At 72.2% G+C, this 16,375-nt stretch carries 13 protein-coding genes; 5 read left to right on the top strand and 8 right to left on the bottom strand.

Annotated features, from left to right (window positions below):
- Positions 1–150 precede the first annotated feature (150 nt).
- The 6 genes from IO36_RS11670 to IO36_RS11645 form a co-directional block, all read right to left on the bottom strand.
- Entirely contained in the window at positions 151–1,017 is an 867-nt protein-coding gene (locus IO36_RS11670) for a siderophore-interacting protein (protein WP_037619071.1), read from the bottom strand.
- 39 nt (positions 1,018–1,056) lie between these two features.
- Positions 1,057–2,106 (bottom strand): ABC transporter substrate-binding protein, encoded by a 1,050-nt coding sequence (locus IO36_RS11665; RefSeq protein ID WP_037619070.1) that lies wholly within the window; start codon positions 2,104–2,106, stop codon positions 1,057–1,059.
- Positions 2,107–2,327: 221 nt separating this feature from the next.
- Positions 2,328–3,488, bottom strand: a complete 1,161-nt coding sequence (locus tag IO36_RS11660) for an acyl-CoA dehydrogenase family protein (RefSeq protein WP_037619459.1) — start codon at positions 3,486–3,488, stop codon at positions 2,328–2,330.
- A gap of 11 nt (positions 3,489–3,499) precedes the next feature.
- Positions 3,500–4,459 (bottom strand): hydroxymethylglutaryl-CoA lyase, encoded by a 960-nt coding sequence (locus tag IO36_RS11655; RefSeq protein ID WP_037619069.1) that lies wholly within the window; start codon positions 4,457–4,459, stop codon positions 3,500–3,502.
- Complete coding sequence (locus tag IO36_RS11650; protein ID WP_037619066.1) at positions 4,456–6,384, bottom strand: acetyl/propionyl/methylcrotonyl-CoA carboxylase subunit alpha; 1,929 nt, start codon at positions 6,382–6,384, stop codon at positions 4,456–4,458. Before IO36_RS11650 ends, IO36_RS11655 begins: the two co-directional genes overlap by 4 nt.
- An 8-nt stretch (positions 6,385–6,392) precedes the next feature.
- Positions 6,393–8,009, bottom strand: coding sequence for a carboxyl transferase domain-containing protein (locus IO36_RS11645; protein WP_037619063.1), 1,617 nt, complete (start codon positions 8,007–8,009; stop codon positions 6,393–6,395).
- A gap of 98 nt (positions 8,010–8,107) precedes the next feature.
- On the opposite strand from IO36_RS11645, the gene IO36_RS11640 reads away from it, so the two are divergent.
- From IO36_RS11640 to IO36_RS11625, 4 genes are all read left to right on the top strand, one after another.
- Positions 8,108–8,710, top strand: a complete 603-nt coding sequence (locus tag IO36_RS11640; protein ID WP_037619060.1) for an SACE_7040 family transcriptional regulator — start codon at positions 8,108–8,110, stop codon at positions 8,708–8,710.
- Between the two features lie 108 nt (positions 8,711–8,818).
- On the top strand, positions 8,819–9,976 hold the full coding sequence (locus IO36_RS11635; RefSeq protein WP_037619456.1) for an acyl-CoA dehydrogenase family protein: 1,158 nt from the start codon (positions 8,819–8,821) through the stop codon (positions 9,974–9,976).
- Between the two features lie 34 nt (positions 9,977–10,010).
- Positions 10,011–10,883 carry an acyl-CoA thioesterase II gene (tesB, locus tag IO36_RS11630; RefSeq protein ID WP_037619058.1) on the top strand — a complete coding sequence of 291 codons (873 nt, stop codon included), beginning with the start codon at positions 10,011–10,013 and terminating at the stop codon, positions 10,881–10,883.
- Between the two features lie 23 nt (positions 10,884–10,906).
- Positions 10,907–11,878 carry a cation diffusion facilitator family transporter gene (locus tag IO36_RS11625; protein WP_037619056.1) on the top strand — a complete coding sequence of 324 codons (972 nt, stop codon included), beginning with the start codon at positions 10,907–10,909 and terminating at the stop codon, positions 11,876–11,878.
- Positions 11,879–12,013: 135 nt separating this feature from the next.
- Here the strand turns inward: IO36_RS11625 and IO36_RS11620 are convergent, their stop codons facing one another.
- Entirely contained in the window at positions 12,014–12,802 is a 789-nt protein-coding gene (locus IO36_RS11620) for a phosphatase (protein WP_037619055.1), read from the bottom strand.
- A gap of 62 nt (positions 12,803–12,864) precedes the next feature.
- Positions 12,865–14,691 carry a PucR family transcriptional regulator ligand-binding domain-containing protein gene (locus IO36_RS11615; protein WP_245173222.1) on the bottom strand — a complete coding sequence of 609 codons (1,827 nt, stop codon included), beginning with the start codon at positions 14,689–14,691 and terminating at the stop codon, positions 12,865–12,867.
- Positions 14,692–14,875: 184 nt separating this feature from the next.
- Here IO36_RS11615 and IO36_RS11610 point away from each other — a divergent pair, with 184 nt between their 5' ends.
- Positions 14,876–16,339 carry a sodium:solute symporter family protein gene (locus IO36_RS11610; RefSeq protein WP_037619052.1) on the top strand — a complete coding sequence of 488 codons (1,464 nt, stop codon included), beginning with the start codon at positions 14,876–14,878 and terminating at the stop codon, positions 16,337–16,339.
- Positions 16,340–16,375 lie beyond the last annotated feature (36 nt).

The following is a 16,375-nucleotide window of genomic DNA, read 5'->3' as shown; positions in this document are numbered from 1 at the left end:
GTCCGAGCGGGACAGAAGAAGGGGCGAAGTCGCGACGTTCAACTTAGGTTAGCCTAACCTAAGTCGAGCGGCGACCCCGCCCCACCTGTGTCTTCCGCGGCGAGCGCCCCGGTCCGCGGACCTACGGCGTCCGCGCCGGACGTCCGCGAACTACTCGCCCGCCTCCCGCAGTTGCTCCTCGCTCAGCCCGTGCCGCCAATAACCGACGAAGGCGACCCGGCGGCGGTCCAGGCCGCGTTCGCGCACGAGATGGCGGCGCAGCTCCCGCACACAGCCGGACTCGCCCGCGATCCAGGCGTACGGCGCCTCGGCGGGCGGCAGTTCGGCGGCCCGCAGTGCGTCGAGCGCCAGGGGGGCTCCCGCGGGTCCCGCCCCGGAGCGCTCGTCCCGGACGAGCCAGGTGATCTCCGCGTCGGCGGCGGTCGCCAGGTCCTGGATGTCGCCCGGGTGGTGGACCTCCAGCCAGGCCCGCACGCGCAGTCCGGCCGGCAGCGACTCGAGGATCGCGGAGGCGGCGGGAACGGCCGTCTCGTCGCCCCACAGGACGACGAGGTCGGTGTCCGCGGGCGGACGGAAGCGGATGGCGCGGTTGTCCTCGACGGCGGGCCCGAGCAGCACCACCCGGTCACCGGCCCGGGCGCCGGCCGCCCAGCGCGAGGCGGGCCCGGCGGGGACGGCCGCGCCCGGCCCGGTGCCGTGCAGCGCGAAGTCGATGTCGATCTCGTCGGGGTCGCGGCGCAGTGCGCGCAGGGTGTACGAGCGCATCACCGCCCGTACGTCGTCGGGCAGTTCGCGCCACCCCTGCCACCAGTTGTCGCCCAGTTCGACGGGGACGGCCGGTGCGTCCTGGCCGGGGTGCGGCAGGAACAGCGAGAGGGACTGGTCGCGCCCGTGCGAGTGGAACGCGCGCAGATCGGGCCCCGCGAAGGTCACCCGGACCAGAGACGGACCGAGCCGCCTCGTCCGCGCGACCCTGAGGGCGAAGAAACGGAACGGGGCGGCCACGGCCGTCGTCATGAGTGCTCCTGAGATGTCGTCAGGCGGACCCGGAGGGGGTCAGGCGACCTTCTTCGCGTTCTCGATGGCCTCGGCGAGCTTGTCGAGGATCGGGGTGCACTTGTCGTACGACAGGATCGGCTCGGGCGTCCGGGCGATGACCTGGCCGGCCTTGACGGCGGGCAGCTTCTTCCAGGTGGCCTCGGTGATGTCGGCCGGCTGGATGGTCGAGGAGCGGTCGTCCATGATGATGATGTCGGCCGGGTACTTGTCGACGTTCTCCCAGCTCAGGTTCTCGAACCAGCCGCCGCTGGCCTTCAGGGCCTTGGCCGAGGGCTCGACGATGTTCACGCCGAGCGCCTTGAAGTACTCCAGGTCGATGGAGAGGTTGGAGCCGGAGACGTAGAAGATGTCCTGGCTCGCGCTGCCGGCGAGCACCTTGATCTCCGGGCGGGCCTTGGCGGCCTTGCGCAGCCGCTCGGCGGCCGTCTCGAACTTCTTCTTCGCCTCGGTGATCTTCGCGGACTTCACGTCGGCGCCGAGGGACTCGGCCAGCGCGAGCATGTGCTGAAGCGGCTGGGGCATCTGGACGTCGTAGACGGAGATGCCGACGCTCGGGGCCAGCTTGAGGATCTTGTCCTTGGACTCCTCGGGGACGTACCAGAGGGTGCCCGCGGTGTCGAACATCGTCGAGACGAGGACGTCGGGAGCCAGGCCCGCGTACTTCTCGATGTTGAACTGGCCCCACTCGTTGCCGAGGACCGTCACCTTGCTGACGTCCATGTCGCCGGCCTGGACGTCGGCCTTGCCGTCCTTGGTCGTCGTCGGGCCGAACACGCCCTTGACCTCGATGCCGTAGTCGTACAGGGCGGCGGCGACACCGGTGAAGGCGACGATGTTCGCCGGGACCTTGTCCAGCTTCACGGTCGTGCCGCGGTCGTCCTTGAACGTCCAGGGGCCGGACTTGTCGGCCGCCTTCGTCGACTCCGCGCCACCGCTTTTCGAGTCCTTGCCGTCTCCGCAGGCGGCGAGGGCGGCCCCGAGGCCGAGGGCGCCTCCGGCGGCGAGGATGCCGCGACGGGTGAGGTGGGTGGCACGGGCGTTGGGCATGAGTGTGGCTGCTTTCGGCACGGGGCGGGAGCGCCCGCCGGACGAGTTCAAAGGTAGGTTAGCCTAACCTCAGTACTTGTCCAGAGGGTGGGTGTCCCGAGTGCCCAACCCGGCTGCCAGGCTGGCCAGTTGGCCTTCTCGGCGGGAGTGCCGGACGCGCCGCGGCCACCGGCGGGCGGGTGCCCGGACGGTGGCCGCGGTCTTCGGGTCGTGCTCGGGGGTCAGCCGGTGAGCCCCAGCTCCCGCGCGATCAGCATGCGCTGGACCTCGCTGGTGCCCTCGCCGATCTCCAGGATCTTGGAGTCGCGCCACATACGGGCCACCGGGTACTCGTTCATGAAGCCGTAGCCGCCGTGGACCTGTGTGGCGTCACGGGCGTTGTCGACGGCGACTGTGGAGGAGTACAGCTTGGCGACCGCCGCCTCCTTCTTGAAGGGCTCGCCGGCGACCAGACGGGAAGCGGCGTCACGCCAGCCCACCCGGGCCATGTGCGCCTTCATCTCCATGTCGGCGATCTTGAACTGGATCGCCTGGTTGGCGCCGATCGGGCGGCCGAACGCGTGCCGCTCCTTGGCGTACTTGACCGACTCGTCGACGCAGCCCTGCGCGAGGCCCGTGGCCAGGGCCGCGATGGCGATGCGGCCCTCGTCCAGGATGCGCAGGAACTGCGCGTAGCCGCGGCCCTCCTCGCCGAGCAGGTTGGCCGCCGGGACGCGCACGTCCGCGAAGGACAGCTCACGGGTGTCGGAGGCGTTCCAGCCGACCTTCGAGTACGGGGCGGCGACCGTGAAGCCGGGGGTGCCGGCGGGCACGATGATCGCGGAGATCAGCGGCTTGCCGTCGGGCTTGCGGCCGGTGACCGCGGTGACCGTCACCAGCCCCGTGATGTCCGTGCCGGAGTTGGTGATGAAGCACTTGCTCCCGTTGATGACCCATTCGTCGGTCTCGGGGTCGAGCCGGGCCGTGGTGCGGGTCGCGCCCGCGTCCGAGCCGCCGTCCGGCTCGGTCAGGCCGAAGGCGCCGAGGATCTCGCCGGAGCACAGCCGCGGCAGCCACTGGCGCTTCTGTTCCTCGGTGCCGAACAGGTGGATGGGCATGGCGCCCAGCGAGACGCCCGCCTCCAGGGTGATGGCCACGGACGAGTCGACGCGGGCCAGTTCCTCCAGGGCGATGCCCAGGGCGAGGTAGTCGCCGCCCATGCCGCCGTACTCCTCGGGGAACGGCAGCCCGAACAGGCCCATGCGGCCCATCTCCCGCACGATCTCGTACGGGAACTCGTGCCGCTCGTAGAAGTCGCCGATCTTCGGGGCCACGACGTCGTGCGCGAACGCCTCGACCGTGCGGCGGAGTTCCTCGAGCTCGGGGGAGAGGCGGTGGTCCAGGGACATGCTGTTCACTCCTGGTGGGACTGCGCCGTTTTACCGAGCGCGTTGACGGTGCGGGACGGGCTGGGTCGGCCCAGTTGTCCGGCCATCCACACGCTTGTGGCGGTGAGTTGGCCGAGGTCGACCCCGGTGTCGATACCGAGGCCCTGGAGCATCCACACGAGGTCTTCCGTGGCGAGGTTGCCCGTCGCCGACTTCGCGTACGGGCAGCCGCCGAGGCCGCCCGCTGAGGCGTCGACCGTGGTGACGCCGTGCTGGAGGGCGGCCAGGGTGTTGGACAGCGCCTGGCCGTAGGTGTCGTGGAAGTGGACGCCGAGCGCGCTGGTGGGCACGCCCTCCTCGTTCAGCTCGGCGAGCAGGGCCTGCACATGGCCCGGCGTCGCCACCCCGATCGTGTCGCCGAGGCTCAGCTCGTCACAGCCGAGGTCGCGCAGCGCCTTGCAGACGCGGACGACCTGATGGACCGGGACAGGACCCTCCCACGGGTCGCCGAAGCACATCGAGACATAGCCGCGGACCACGCTGCCCGCGTCCTTGGCGCGGCGCACCACCGGCTCGAACATGGCGAGCGACTCGTCGACCGTGCGGTTGAGGTTGGCCTTCGCGAAGGACTCCGTGGCGCTGGCGAACACGGCCACGTGCCGGGCGCCGAGCGCGAGCGCCCGCTCCAGCCCGCGTTCGTTGGGCACCAGCACCGGAAGCGCCACCGGCAGGTCGGCGACCTGCGGGTACAGCTGCTCGGCGTCCGCCAGCTGGGGAACCCACTTGGGGTGGACGAAGCTGGTGGCCTCGATCGTGGTCAGGCCCGCGTCCGCGAGGCGGCGGATGAACTCCGCCTTCACCTCGGTGGGCACGGCGTCCTTCTCGTTCTGCAGTCCGTCGCGGGCGCCGACCTCGTGGATCCGCACCCGGGCGGGCAGGTCCTGGGTCGGCACGGCCATCGGCAGACCGAGTTCGGAGGTGTTCATTCCTTCTCCTCCGCGGGGGTGATGACCGCCAGGACCTGGTCCATGGCGACCGTCGTGCCGGGGGTGACGTCCAGTTCGCTGACCGTCCCGGCGTGCGGCGCGGAGATGACGTGCTCCATCTTCATCGCCTCGACCACGAGCAGGCTCTGACCGGCCGCCACCTCGTCGCCGACGGCCACCTTCACGACGGTCACCGTGCCGGGCATGGGCGCGGTCAGCGAGTCGGCGCCGGCGTGCGCCGATCCGGTGAGCGCGGCGGCCACCGGGTCGTGGTCGCGCACGTGCCAGGCGTCTCCGTCACGGCCGATCCAGTCGGCGGCGCGGTGGAAGGTGTGCCGCACCCCGTCGAGCGTCACCGCGACCCGGTCGGCGGTGACCGTGTGGGTGCCGCGCGGGGTGTACTCCACCGGGTCGACTACTCGCAGCCAGAAGCCCACCGGCTTCGGGGTGCCGCCGATCCGCCAGCCGCTCGGCACCGAGAACGGGTCCCGCCAGCCCTCGCCGGCCGGGGCCAGGGCGTCGAGCCGGACGGCCGCGGCCGCCTCGTAGACCTCCTCCGGCACGCCGTCCGGGACCAGGCCGTCCGCCTCCCGCTCGACCAGACCAGTGTCCAGGTCGCCCGCGACCACGGCCGGGTGGGCCAGCAGCCGGCGCAGGAAGCCCGCGTTCGTCTGGACCCCGAGGGTGACGGTTTCGGCGAGGGCGGCCCGGAGCCGGCGCAGCGCGGTGGGGCGGTCGGGGCCGTACGCGATGACCTTGGAGAGCATCGGGTCGTAGAGGCTGCCCACCTCGGTGCCCTCCGTCAGGCCCGAGTCGGTGCGCACCCCGTCGCCCTGGGGCTCGTGCAGCGCGAGCACGGTGCCGCCGGAGGGCAGGAAGCCGCGCGCCGGGTCCTCGGCGCAGATCCGGGCCTCGACCGCGTGCCCGGTGAGGGTGATGTCCTCCTGCCCGTACGGCAGCTTCTCCCCGGCGGCGACCCGCAGCTGCCACTCGACGAGGTCGAGCCCGGTGACCAGCTCGGTCACCGGGTGCTCCACCTGGAGCCGGGTGTTCATCTCCATGAAGTAGTACGACGACGGGTCGCCGCCGGGGACGATGAACTCCACCGTGCCCGCGCCCCGGTAGCCGCAGGAGCGGGCCGCCTGGACGGCCGCCTCTCCCATCGCGGCCCGGGTGGCCTCGTCGAGGAGGACGCTGGGCGCCTCCTCGATGATCTTCTGGTGGCGGCGCTGGAGGGAGCACTCGCGCTCGCCCAGGTGCACGACGTTGCCGTGCCCGTCCGCCAGGACCTGGATCTCGATGTGCCGGGGCCGGTCGACCCAGCGCTCGACGAGCAGCGTGTCGTCGCCGAAGGAGGCCCGCGCCTCGCGCCGGGCGGCGGCGATCTCGTCGGCCAGCACGGCGGCGTCGCGGACCAGCCGCATGCCCTTGCCGCCGCCGCCCGCGCTGGGCTTCAGCAGCACCGGGACGCCGATCTCACGGGCGGCCGCGATCAGTTCCGCGTCCGTCAGACCGCTGCCCGAGGAACCGGGGACGACCGGGACACCGGCCGCCTTCACCGTCTCCTTGGCGCGGATCTTGTCGCCCATCAGGGAGATCGCCTCGGCCGGGGGGCCGATGAAGACCAGTCCGGCCTCGGCGCAGGCGCGCGCGAAGGCGGCGTTCTCGGCGAGGAAGCCGTACCCCGGGTGGACCGCCTGGGCGCCGGTGCGGGCCGCCGCCTCCAGCAGCGCCTCGATGGACAGATAGCTCTCCGACGCGGGCGCCGGCCCGATCCGTACCGCGGTGTCGGCCTCCCGGACGTGCCGGGCGTCCGCGTCGGCGTCCGAGAAGACGGCCACCGAGCGCACACCGAGCGCGCGCAGCGTCCGGATGACGCGGACGGCGATCTCGCCCCGGTTGGCCACAAGCACCGTGTCAAACATGGGTCCCCTCACATCCGGAAGACGCCGAACTGGGGGTCACCCAGGGGCGCGTTGGCGCAGGCGGTCAAGGCGAGTCCGAGGACCTGCCGGGTCTCCAGCGGGTCGATGACGCCGTCGTCCCAGAGCCGGGCGCTCGCGTAGTAGGCGTTGCCCTGCTGCTCGTACTGCCGGCGGATCGGGTCCTTGAAGTCCTCCTCGTCCGCCGCCGGCCAGGAGTCCCCGCGCCCCTCGATCTGGTCGCGCTTGACGGTCGCGAGGACGGACGCGGCCTGCTCGCCGCCCATCACGGAGATCTTGGCGCCGGGCCACATCCACAGGAAGCGCGGCGAATAGGCCCGGCCGCACATCGAGTAGTTGCCCGCGCCGTACGAACCGCCGATCACGACGGTCAGCTTCGGCACCCGGGTGCAGGCGACGGCCGTGACCATCTTGGCGCCGTGCTTGGCGATGCCGCCCGCCTCGTACTGGCGGCCCACCATGAAGCCGGAGATGTTCTGCAGGAACACCAGCGGGATGCCGCGCTGGTCGCACAGCTCGATGAAGTGGGCGCCCTTCTGGGCCGACTCCGAGAAGAGGATGCCGTTGTTCGCGACGATCCCGACCGGGTGTCCGTGGATCCGCGCGAAGCCGGTGACCAGGGTCTGGCCGAACTCGGCCTTGAACTCCGAGAAGCGCGAGCCGTCGACCACGCGCGCGATGACCTCGCGCACGTCGTACGGGGTGCGGGAGTCGACCGGCACAGCGCCGTACAGCCCGAACGGGTCGACCTTGGGCTCGGCGGCCGCGGTGACCTCCCAGGGGAGCTTCCCGCGCGCGGGGAGCGTGGCCACGATGTTCCGCACGATCCGCAGCGCGTGGGCGTCGTCCTCCGCGAGGTGGTCGGTGACGCCCGACACGCGCGAGTGGACCTCGCCGCCGCCCAGCTCCTCGGCCGTGACGACCTCGCCGGTGGCTGCCTTCACCAGCGGCGGACCGCCCAGGAAGATCGTGCCCTGGTTGCGCACGATCACGGCCTCGTCGCTCATCGCCGGGACGTAGGCGCCGCCGGCCGTGCACGAGCCGAGGACGGCCGCGATCTGGGGGATGCCGGCGCCGGACATCCGCGCCTGGTTGTAGAAGATCCGCCCGAAGTGCTCGCGGTCGGGGAACACCTCGTCCTGCATGGGCAGGAAGGCGCCCCCGGAGTCCACCAGGTAGACGCAGGGAAGACGGTTCTCCAGCGCCACCTCCTGGGCGCGCAGGTGCTTCTTGACCGTCATCGGGTAGTACGTGCCGCCCTTGACCGTGGCGTCGTTCGCGACGATCACGCACTCGCGCCCGCTCACCCGGCCGATCCCGGCGATGACGCCGGCGGCCGGGGCCGCCCCGTCGTACATCCCGTCGGCGGCGAGGGGGGCCAGCTCCAGGAACGGGGAGCCGGGGTCGAGCAGGGCGTCCACCCGGTCGCGGGGCAGCAGCTTGCCGCGCGCGGTGTGCCGCGCACGGGCCTTCTCGCCGCCGCCGAGGCGCACCGCGGCCAGCTTGGCGCGCAGCTCCTCGCCGAGCGCGCGGTGCGCCGCCTCGTTGGCCCTCCAGGCCTCCGACGCGGGATCCGCCGCGCTCGTCAGCTCCGGTGCCTCTTGCATCCTGCGGTCTCCTCACCAGGTGATCGACCAAGTTAATGAGCGTTAACGCATTTCCTTCAGGTTAACGAGCGCTAACCCGCCTGTCTAGAATTGTTTTCATGGCCACCAGAACCGACGCCCCCACCCGGCGCGAGCAGATCCTCAGGGAGGCCGCGCGGCTCTTCGCCGAGCGCGGTTTCCACGGCGTGGGAGTGGACGAGATAGGAGCCGCGGTCGGAATCAGCGGCCCCGGTCTCTACCGTCACTTCGCCGGCAAGGACGCGATGCTCGCCGAACTGCTGGTGGGGATCAGCGGTCAGCTGCTCACGGGCGGTCGGCGCCGGGTCGCGGAGGCCGAGGGAGGCGCCGAGGGCCTCCTGGACTCGCTGATCGAGGGGCACATCGACTTCGCGCTCGACGACCGTCCCCTGATCACCCTGCACGACCGCGAGCTGGACCGCCTGCGGGACAGCGACCGCAAGCTCGTGCGCCAGCTTCAGCGCCAGTACGTCGAACTGTGGGTGGAGGTGGTCCGCGAGGTGTATCCGGAACTGACCGAGCCCGCGGCCCGGTCGGCCGTGCACTCGGTCTTCGGGCTGCTGAACTCGACCCCGCACCTGGGACGGCCCGGGGCGCTCCCCGGGCGCGCGGGCACGGCGGAACTGCTGCACCGGATGGCACGGGGGGCGTTCGGGGCGGCGGCCGTGACTCCCGGGGCGTGACGAGCGTCTCGGGGGCCCACCCCTGGACGGCGCTCGTGACCGGCGGGTAACCTGATAAATGAGCAAGCGCTTAGACATGACCCAGGTATCCAGGCGGAGGTGGCGGCGGTGCGCCGTACTGTGTTCAACGAGGACCACGAGGCGTTCCGGGAGACCCTGCGCGCCTTCATCGAGGCCGAGGTCGTCCCGGTCTACGACGAGTGGTTCGCCGCCGGCCAGGCGCCGCGCGACTTCTACTACAAGCTCGCCGAGCTCGGCGTGTTCGGCATCCGCGTGGACGAGGAGTTCGGCGGCGCCGGCATCGACTCGTACAAGTTCGAAGCCGTGATGTACGAGGAGACCGCGCGCGCCGGTGTCCAGTTCGGCGGCTCCGGTGTGCACGTGCTGCTCGGCCTGCCCTACCTGAAGATGCTCGCCACCGACGAGCAGAAGAAGCGCTTCCTGCCGAAGTTCGTCAGCGCCGAGGAGATGTGGGCCCTCGCGATGACCGAGCCGGGCACCGGCTCCGACCTCGCGGGCATGAAGACCACCGCCAAGCTCTCCGAGGACGGCACCCACTACGTCCTCAACGGCTCCAAGACCTTCATCACCGGTGGCGTCCACGCCGACCGCGTGATCGTCTGCGCCCGCACCTCCGCGCCCACCGCCGAGGACCGCCGCTTCGGCATCTCCCTGTTCGCCGTGGACACCAAGTCCGAGGGCTACTCCATCGGCCGCAAGCTCGACAAGCTCGGCCTGAAGACCTCCGACACCGCCGAGCTGGCGTTCGTCGACGTGAAGGTGCCCGTCGAGGACCTGCTCGGCGAGGAGAACAAGGGCTTCTACTACCTCGGCCACAACCTTGCCTCCGAGCGCTGGGGCATCGCCTTCGGCGCCTACGCGCAGGCCAAGGCCGCCGTCCGGTTCGCCAAGGAGTACGTCCAGGAGCGCACCGTCTTCGGCAAGTCGGTCGCCTCGTTCCAGAACACCAAGTTCGAGCTGGCCGCCTGCCAGGCCGAGGTGGACGCGGCCGAGGCCGTCGCCGACCGCGCCCTGGAGGCCCTCGACGCCGGTGAGCTGACCCCGGCCGAGGCCGCCAGCGCCAAGCTGTTCTGCACCGAGGTCGCGCACCGCGTCATCGACCGCTGCCTCCAGCTGCACGGCGGCTACGGCTTCATGAACGAGTACCCGATCGCCCGTCTGTACGCGGACAACCGGGTCAACCGCATCTACGGCGGCACCAGCGAGATCATGAAGACGATCATCGCCAAGGACATGGGCCTGTAAGGTCCGCGAAAAGGCTGCGCGGTACAACTGCCTTATGAGCGAGGCACTCCAGTCTCTCCTCGATCTGCTCGACCTCGAGCGGATCGAGGAGAACATCTTCCGCGGCCGTTCCCGGTCCGCCGTCGTCCCACGGGTCTTCGGCGGACAGGTCGCGGCCCAGGCCCTCGTGGCCGCCGGGCGCACGGTCCCCGAGGACCGGCTCGCCCACTCCCTGCACGCGTACTTCCTGCGCATCGGCGACCCCGGCGCGCCCATCGTGTACTCGGTCGACCGCATCCGCGACGGCCGCTCCTTCACCACCCGCCGGGTGGTCGCGGTCCAGCACGGACAGCCGATCTTCCACCTCTCCGCGTCCTTCCAGGTGTACGAGGAGGGCATGGAGCACCAGGCCCCGATGCCGTCCGCGCCCGACCCGGAGACGCTGCCCACGACCGCCGAGCAGCTGCCGCTGTACGCGGACGTGTTCACCGACCCCGACGTCGTGGAACGCATCCTGGAGGCCCGGGAGTCCGTCGACCTGCGCTATGTCGACCCGCCGCCGTACGCCACCGTCGGCGAGGCCCGCGAGCCGCGCTCCCAGGTGTGGTTCCGCACCAACGGCAAACTCGCGGACGACCCCCTGCTGCACGTCGTCCTCGCCACCTACGTCTCGGACATGACGCTCCTCGACTCCATCCTGCTCGCGCACGGACGCGGCGGCTGGGTGACCGGCGACGTCGTCGGTGCCTCGCTGGACCACGCGATGTGGTTCCACCGCCCCTTCCGCGCCGACGAGTGGCTGCTGTACGACCAGGAGTCGCCGTCCGCCTCCGGCGGCCGTGGCCTCGGCCAGGCCCGGATCTACACCCAGGACGGCCGGCTGGCCATCTCGGTGATCCAGGAGGGCGTGGTCCGCGTCCCCCGGTAGGCGTTCCCCGGTAAGACTGGGGCATGAGCGACGCAGCGCAGGACACCGGCAGCGGCGAGAGCGTCACCACGGTGATCGTCGCCGCAGCCGCCAATCTCGGGATCGCCCTCGCCAAGGCGGTCGCCGGCGTCATCAGCGGCTCCAGCGCGATGCTGTCGGAGGCCGCCCACTCGGTCGCCGACACCGTCACCGAACTGCTGCTGCTCACCGCGCTCAAACGCAGCGAGAAGCCGGCCGACGAGGAGCACCCCCTCGGCTACGGCCCCGAGCGCTACATCTGGGCCCTGCTCGCCGCCGTCGCCACCTTCGTCGGCGGCGCGGTCTTCTCGATCTACGACGGCGTCCACACCCTGGTCGCGGGGGAGGAGCCCGGCGACCCGCTCGTGTCGTACATCGTGCTGGCCGTCGCGTTCTGCCTGGAGGGCTTCTCCCTGCGCACGGGACTGCGCCAGGCGCGCGGTGAGGCCGCCCGGGTCGACGCCCCCTTCAGGACGTACCTCCGGCGCACCCCCGACACCGCCGTCAAGGCCGTCGTCATGGAGGACTCGGCCGCGCTGGTGGGACTGCTGCTCGCCGCGGGCGGTCTGCTCGGCGGCCAGCTCACCGGCTCGGGCGTCTTCGACGGCGTCGCCTCGCTGCTCATCGGGCTTCTGCTGCTCTACGTCGCCTGGGTGCTGGGCCGGTCCAACGCCGAGCTGCTGATCGGCCGGCCGCTGCCCCGGCCGGTACGGGAGCGGATCCGCGCGGAGCTGCTGGGACTGGAGCACGTCGAGGCCGTGCTGGAGCTGATCACGCTCGTCCAGGGGCCGCGTGAGGCGCTCGTCGCCGCCAAAGTCGACTTCCGGGACGCCTCGACCGCCGCCCAGATCGAGTGGGCCTGCGAGCGGGCCGAGGACCGGATCCGGTCGGTGTTCCCCGCGGTGAGCCGGGTGTACCTGGACCCGACACCGGGCTATGTCCAGCGGCGGTCGGAGGGACTGAACCCCTGGCCGTGAGCGGGAGGCCGGATGCGGCGGGCGCGGCGATCGTGGCGGTCCGGCGGCGCGGGAGGCCCGGCGCCGTCCGCGGGCCCGCCCGTGCCGGGCGGGCCCCGCCGTCGTCGCCGCGACCGCGGGCGGCCGGGGCGTGGCTCAGGCCAGGCCCGCCTCCGCGAGCAGGTACGCCGTCATCGGGTCGTAGTGGCGCGGGCTGAGGACGTGGTCGTCGAGCGGGACCACGACCTGGAGGGTGCCCTCGGACTCGGCGAGGAAGAGCGCCGGGTCGTTGCAGTCGGCGTAACCCACCGAGTCCACCCCGTGCTGCCCCGCGTAGCCGGCCCACCCGTGGTCGGCCACGACCAGGTCGGGCAACGGGCGGCCCTCCCGCTCCAGCGCCGTCAGGATCGCGCGCATCGGCTCGCCCGAGTGGGTGTGCCACAGCGTGGCGCCGTGCTCCAGCACCGCCACGTCCGCGAACTGCATGACGTACCCCTCGTCGGTTCTCAGCCCGTCCGGGATCACCACGATCTCGCAGCCCGCGGCGCGCAGGGCGGCGGCCGTCGCCCGGTGCACGTCCAGCAGCCCGCCGGGGTGGCCGGTCGCGAACAGCACCCGCTGCCGGTCCTCGGCCGCCTTGCGCAGCCGCGCCGCGAGACGGTCCAGCGCCTCCACGGTCAGCTCGGGGTCGATGGTGTCCTGGCCGTACCGGTGCTCGGGGTCGTCGTTGACGCCGACCCGCTCCGCCATCACCGCGAGCACGTCCTGCTCGTCGTTCCAGCGGTCGCCGAGTTCCAGACCGAGCCACCAGTTGCGCTCGCCGTTCGCCAGCTTGCGGTAGTGGGACAGGTTGTTCTCGCGGGGGGTGGCGACATCGCCCGCGATACGGGTCTTCACGAGATGGTCGACGAGTTCGGCGCGGCTGGGCGTCCCGGGTATCGGCATACCACCATTGTGCCGGTGCGCCCGTGCCGGGGGCGCGGCCGTCCCCGTCGCTGGGACGCGCGTCACTCGCGGGGGCGGGCGCCGGACCGTGTCCCGGTGTCCCGCGGCCGGCCGTCCCGGAGCGCGAACCACAACTCCATGCGTACGTCGGGGTCGTCGAGGTCCGTCTCCAGCAACGTGGCGCAACGGGAGATGCGTTGGCGGACGGTGTTGCGGTGGACGGACAGGGCCACCGCGGTGCGGTCCCAACTGCCGTGCAGTGAGAGCCAGGTGCGCAGGGTCTCGGTGAGGGCCGGGGTGCCGGCGACCGGCGCGAGGAGGACCCGGGCGTGCGCCTCGGCGTCCGCCGGGGGCACGAGGTCGGCGAGCGCGGACCGGTCGCCGTGCCGGACCAGGGACGTCCGGTTGGCGCGGGCGCGGGCCAGCGCGCGGGCGGCCTGGGTGTCGGCGTCCGCCCATCCGTGCGGGCCCGTGGGGGCGCTGACCCCGCAGACCCAGCCCGGCTGCGCGGCGGGCGCGCGGTCGCCGGGCACCAGGACGCGGACGACGTCGTCGCCCGTGTCCACCAGCGTGGAGCCCAGCGCTGCCGCCAGCGCCGACGCGGAGACGGGGTCCGGGGAGGAGCCGTCCCCGGCGGGGCGCGCGTGCACGACCACCCACAGGTCACCGCCGAGCAGCGGTGCCACCGCCTCGGGCGCCGCGCCGAGCAGCAGCCGCACCAGGGCCGCCGACCGTCCGGCCTCGCTCGCGCTCCGGTGCTCCCCGGTGAGGAGGGAGAGCAGCACGGAGGCGACGGAGGCGATCGTGTGGTCGCCGGGGTCGCGGCGCGGGGCGGCGACGCCCAGCACGAAACCCCGGCCGCTGCCGAGGGCGTAGGCCGTGAGGTGGACACCGCCCACGGTGTCGGTGGCGGAGGCGGGGGCGGGCCCGTGGGCCTCGCGGGGCCGCACGACCCCGGCGAGCTCGGCGAGCACCTCACCCGGGGACCGGGCGCCGGCGGGCCACGCGGTCCCGTCGGGGCCGGGGAGCCCCGCGGCGCGGGCCGCTTCCGTGGCCCCGGGTCCGGGGAGTGTTCCGGCGTGGGCCGGTTCCGAGCCCGCCGGGCGGGGGAGCCCTCCGACGCGGGCCGCTTCCGTGGCCCCGGGGCCCGGGAGTGCTGCGGTCCGGGCCGGTTCCGTGCTCGTCGGGCCGGGGAGTACTCCGGTGCGGGCGGGCTCCCTGTCCGTCGGTCCGGGGAGTGTTCCGGCGCGGGTCAGTTCCGTGCCCTCGGGGCCGTACAGGGCCGCCCAGCCGTTCACCCGCCGGGCCAGCTGCCGCAGGACCGCCGGGACCGGGTCGGGGCGGGCCGCGGCGGCCGCCAGGCTCTGCTGGGCCTCGGTCACCCGGCGCAGCTCGGCCAGCCGGGCCCGGGCCATGAGCTGCCACACCGCGCGGGCCACCCCGGAGAACGTCGTCCGGGGCGGGACCTCCAGCAGCGGGAGTCCATGGGCGTCGCACGCCGCGACGAGGGCCGGCGGGACGGTGTCGTGGACCGGGGCCAGCCCGAACCCCAGGGCCGCGCCGCCCGCCGCGACGATCCGGGACACATAGCCGTCGAAGTAGTCGTCCTGAGAGGGGGCGTCCCCTGAGCCCGAGCCCGATCCGCCGGACGCGTCGGGCACGTGGACCCCCGCCGTCAGCAGCAGCTCGCCGCCCAGCAGATAGGGGTAGGGGTCGGCCATCTCCGAGGTGTGCGCCCAGTGGATCACCGTGCCGGACCCGGCGGGCCCGGCGATCAGCCGCAGCCCCAGGTCCTCGCGGGCCAGCAGGGCCGACAGCGGCACCGGAGGGGTCGGCGGCACGGCGGGGGCGGACACGGACGGGGCGGGCGGTGACGGTGCGTCCGGCATGGTGGACGTTTCCTCCATTCCGTTCGCGTCGAATGGAGAAAACGTACACTTCGCAGCCGCTTTCCGGCCACCTAGTGTCGGTCCCGGCCGGCAGTCACGGGTACGGGCGGATGTCCCCGCGATCACTGCCGCCGGTTCCCCCACATCCCCGCACGACACGCCACCGAACGCCTGGAGGAGACCCATGGCCGTCGACTACACAGTGATCGTCGTCTATCTGGCCGGCATGCTGGCCATGGGCTGGTGGGGCATGCGCCGCGCCAAGTCCAAGAGCGACTTCCTCGTCGCGGGGCGGCGGCTCGGACCCGTCATGTATTCCGGCACCATGGCGGCGATCGTCCTGGGCGGCGCGTCCACCATCGGCGGTGTCGGCCTCGGCTACCAGTACGGCCTCTCCGGCGCCTGGATGGTCTTCACGATCGGTCTCGGCCTGCTGGCCCTGTCCGTGTTCTTCTCGGCCCGCATCGCTCGCCTCAAGGTCTACACCGTCTCCGAGATGCTCGACCTGCGGTACGGCGGCCGGGCCGGAGTGATCTCGGGTGTCGTCATGTGGGCGTACACCCTGATGCTCGCGGTCACCTCGACCATCGCGTACGCCACGATCTTCGACGTCCTCTTCGACATGAACCGGACGCTCGCGATCATCCTCGGCGGCTCGATCGTCGTCGCGTACTCCACGCTCGGCGGCATGTGGTCGATCACGCTCACCGACATGGTGCAGTTCGTCGTCAAGACGATCGGTGTGCTGCTCCTGCTCCTGCCCATCGCGGTGGTCAAGGCGGGCGGCTTCTCGGCGATGAAGGCCAAGCTGCCCACCGAGTACTTCGACCCGCTGGGCATCGGCGGCGAGACGATCTTCACCTATGTGCTCATCTACACGTTCGGCATGCTGATCGGCCAGGACATCTGGCAGCGCGTGTTCACCGCACGCAACGACAGGACCGCCCGCTGGGGCGGCACCGTGGCCGGCACGTACTGCCTGGTCTACGCCCTCGCCGGCGCCGTCATCGGCACCGCCGCCAAGGTCCTGTACCCCAAGCTGCCCAGCGCCGACACCGCCTTCGCCACCATCGTCAAGGACGAACTCCCCGTCGGTGTACGCGGACTGGTGCTCGCCGCGGCCCTCGCCGCCGTGATGTCCACCTCCTCCGGAGCCCTGATCGCCTGCGCCACCGTCGCCAACAACGACATCTGGTCGCGGCTGCGCGGCGCCGTCCGGCGCGACGCCGCGGACGACCACGACGAGGTCAAGGGCAACCGCGCCTTCATCCTGGTCATGGGCATCGCCGTGATCTGCACGGCGATCGCGCTGAACAACGTCGTCGAGGCGCTGACCGTCGCCTACAACCTGCTGGTCGGCGGACTGCTGGTGCCGATCCTCGGCGGCCTGCTGTGGAAGCGGGGCACGGCCCACGGCGCACTGGCCTCCGTGGCCGTCGGCGGCCTCGCCGTCATCGGCCTGATGGCCACGTACGGCATCCTCGCGAACGAGCCCGTGTACTACGGGCTCCTCCTCTCCCTGGCCGCGTACGTGATCGTCTCGCTGGCCACGCCGGCGACCGACGCCGCGGTGCTGGCCGTCTGGCGGGAGCGGCTCGCGGGCCGTGACGCCGAACCCGTGTCCGAACCGGCCCCGGTTCACCATTAGAGTCGTAGTACTTGTACTTAGTTGTACATACGCGAC

Origin of the sequence: Streptomyces aureus (genome assembly GCF_000725495.1) — a bacterium.
GTDB lineage: Bacteria > Actinomycetota > Actinomycetes > Streptomycetales > Streptomycetaceae > Streptomyces > Streptomyces aureus_B.
The sequence above is the reverse complement of the archived record's forward strand: the minus strand, read 5'-3'. Positions and strand labels throughout refer to the sequence as shown.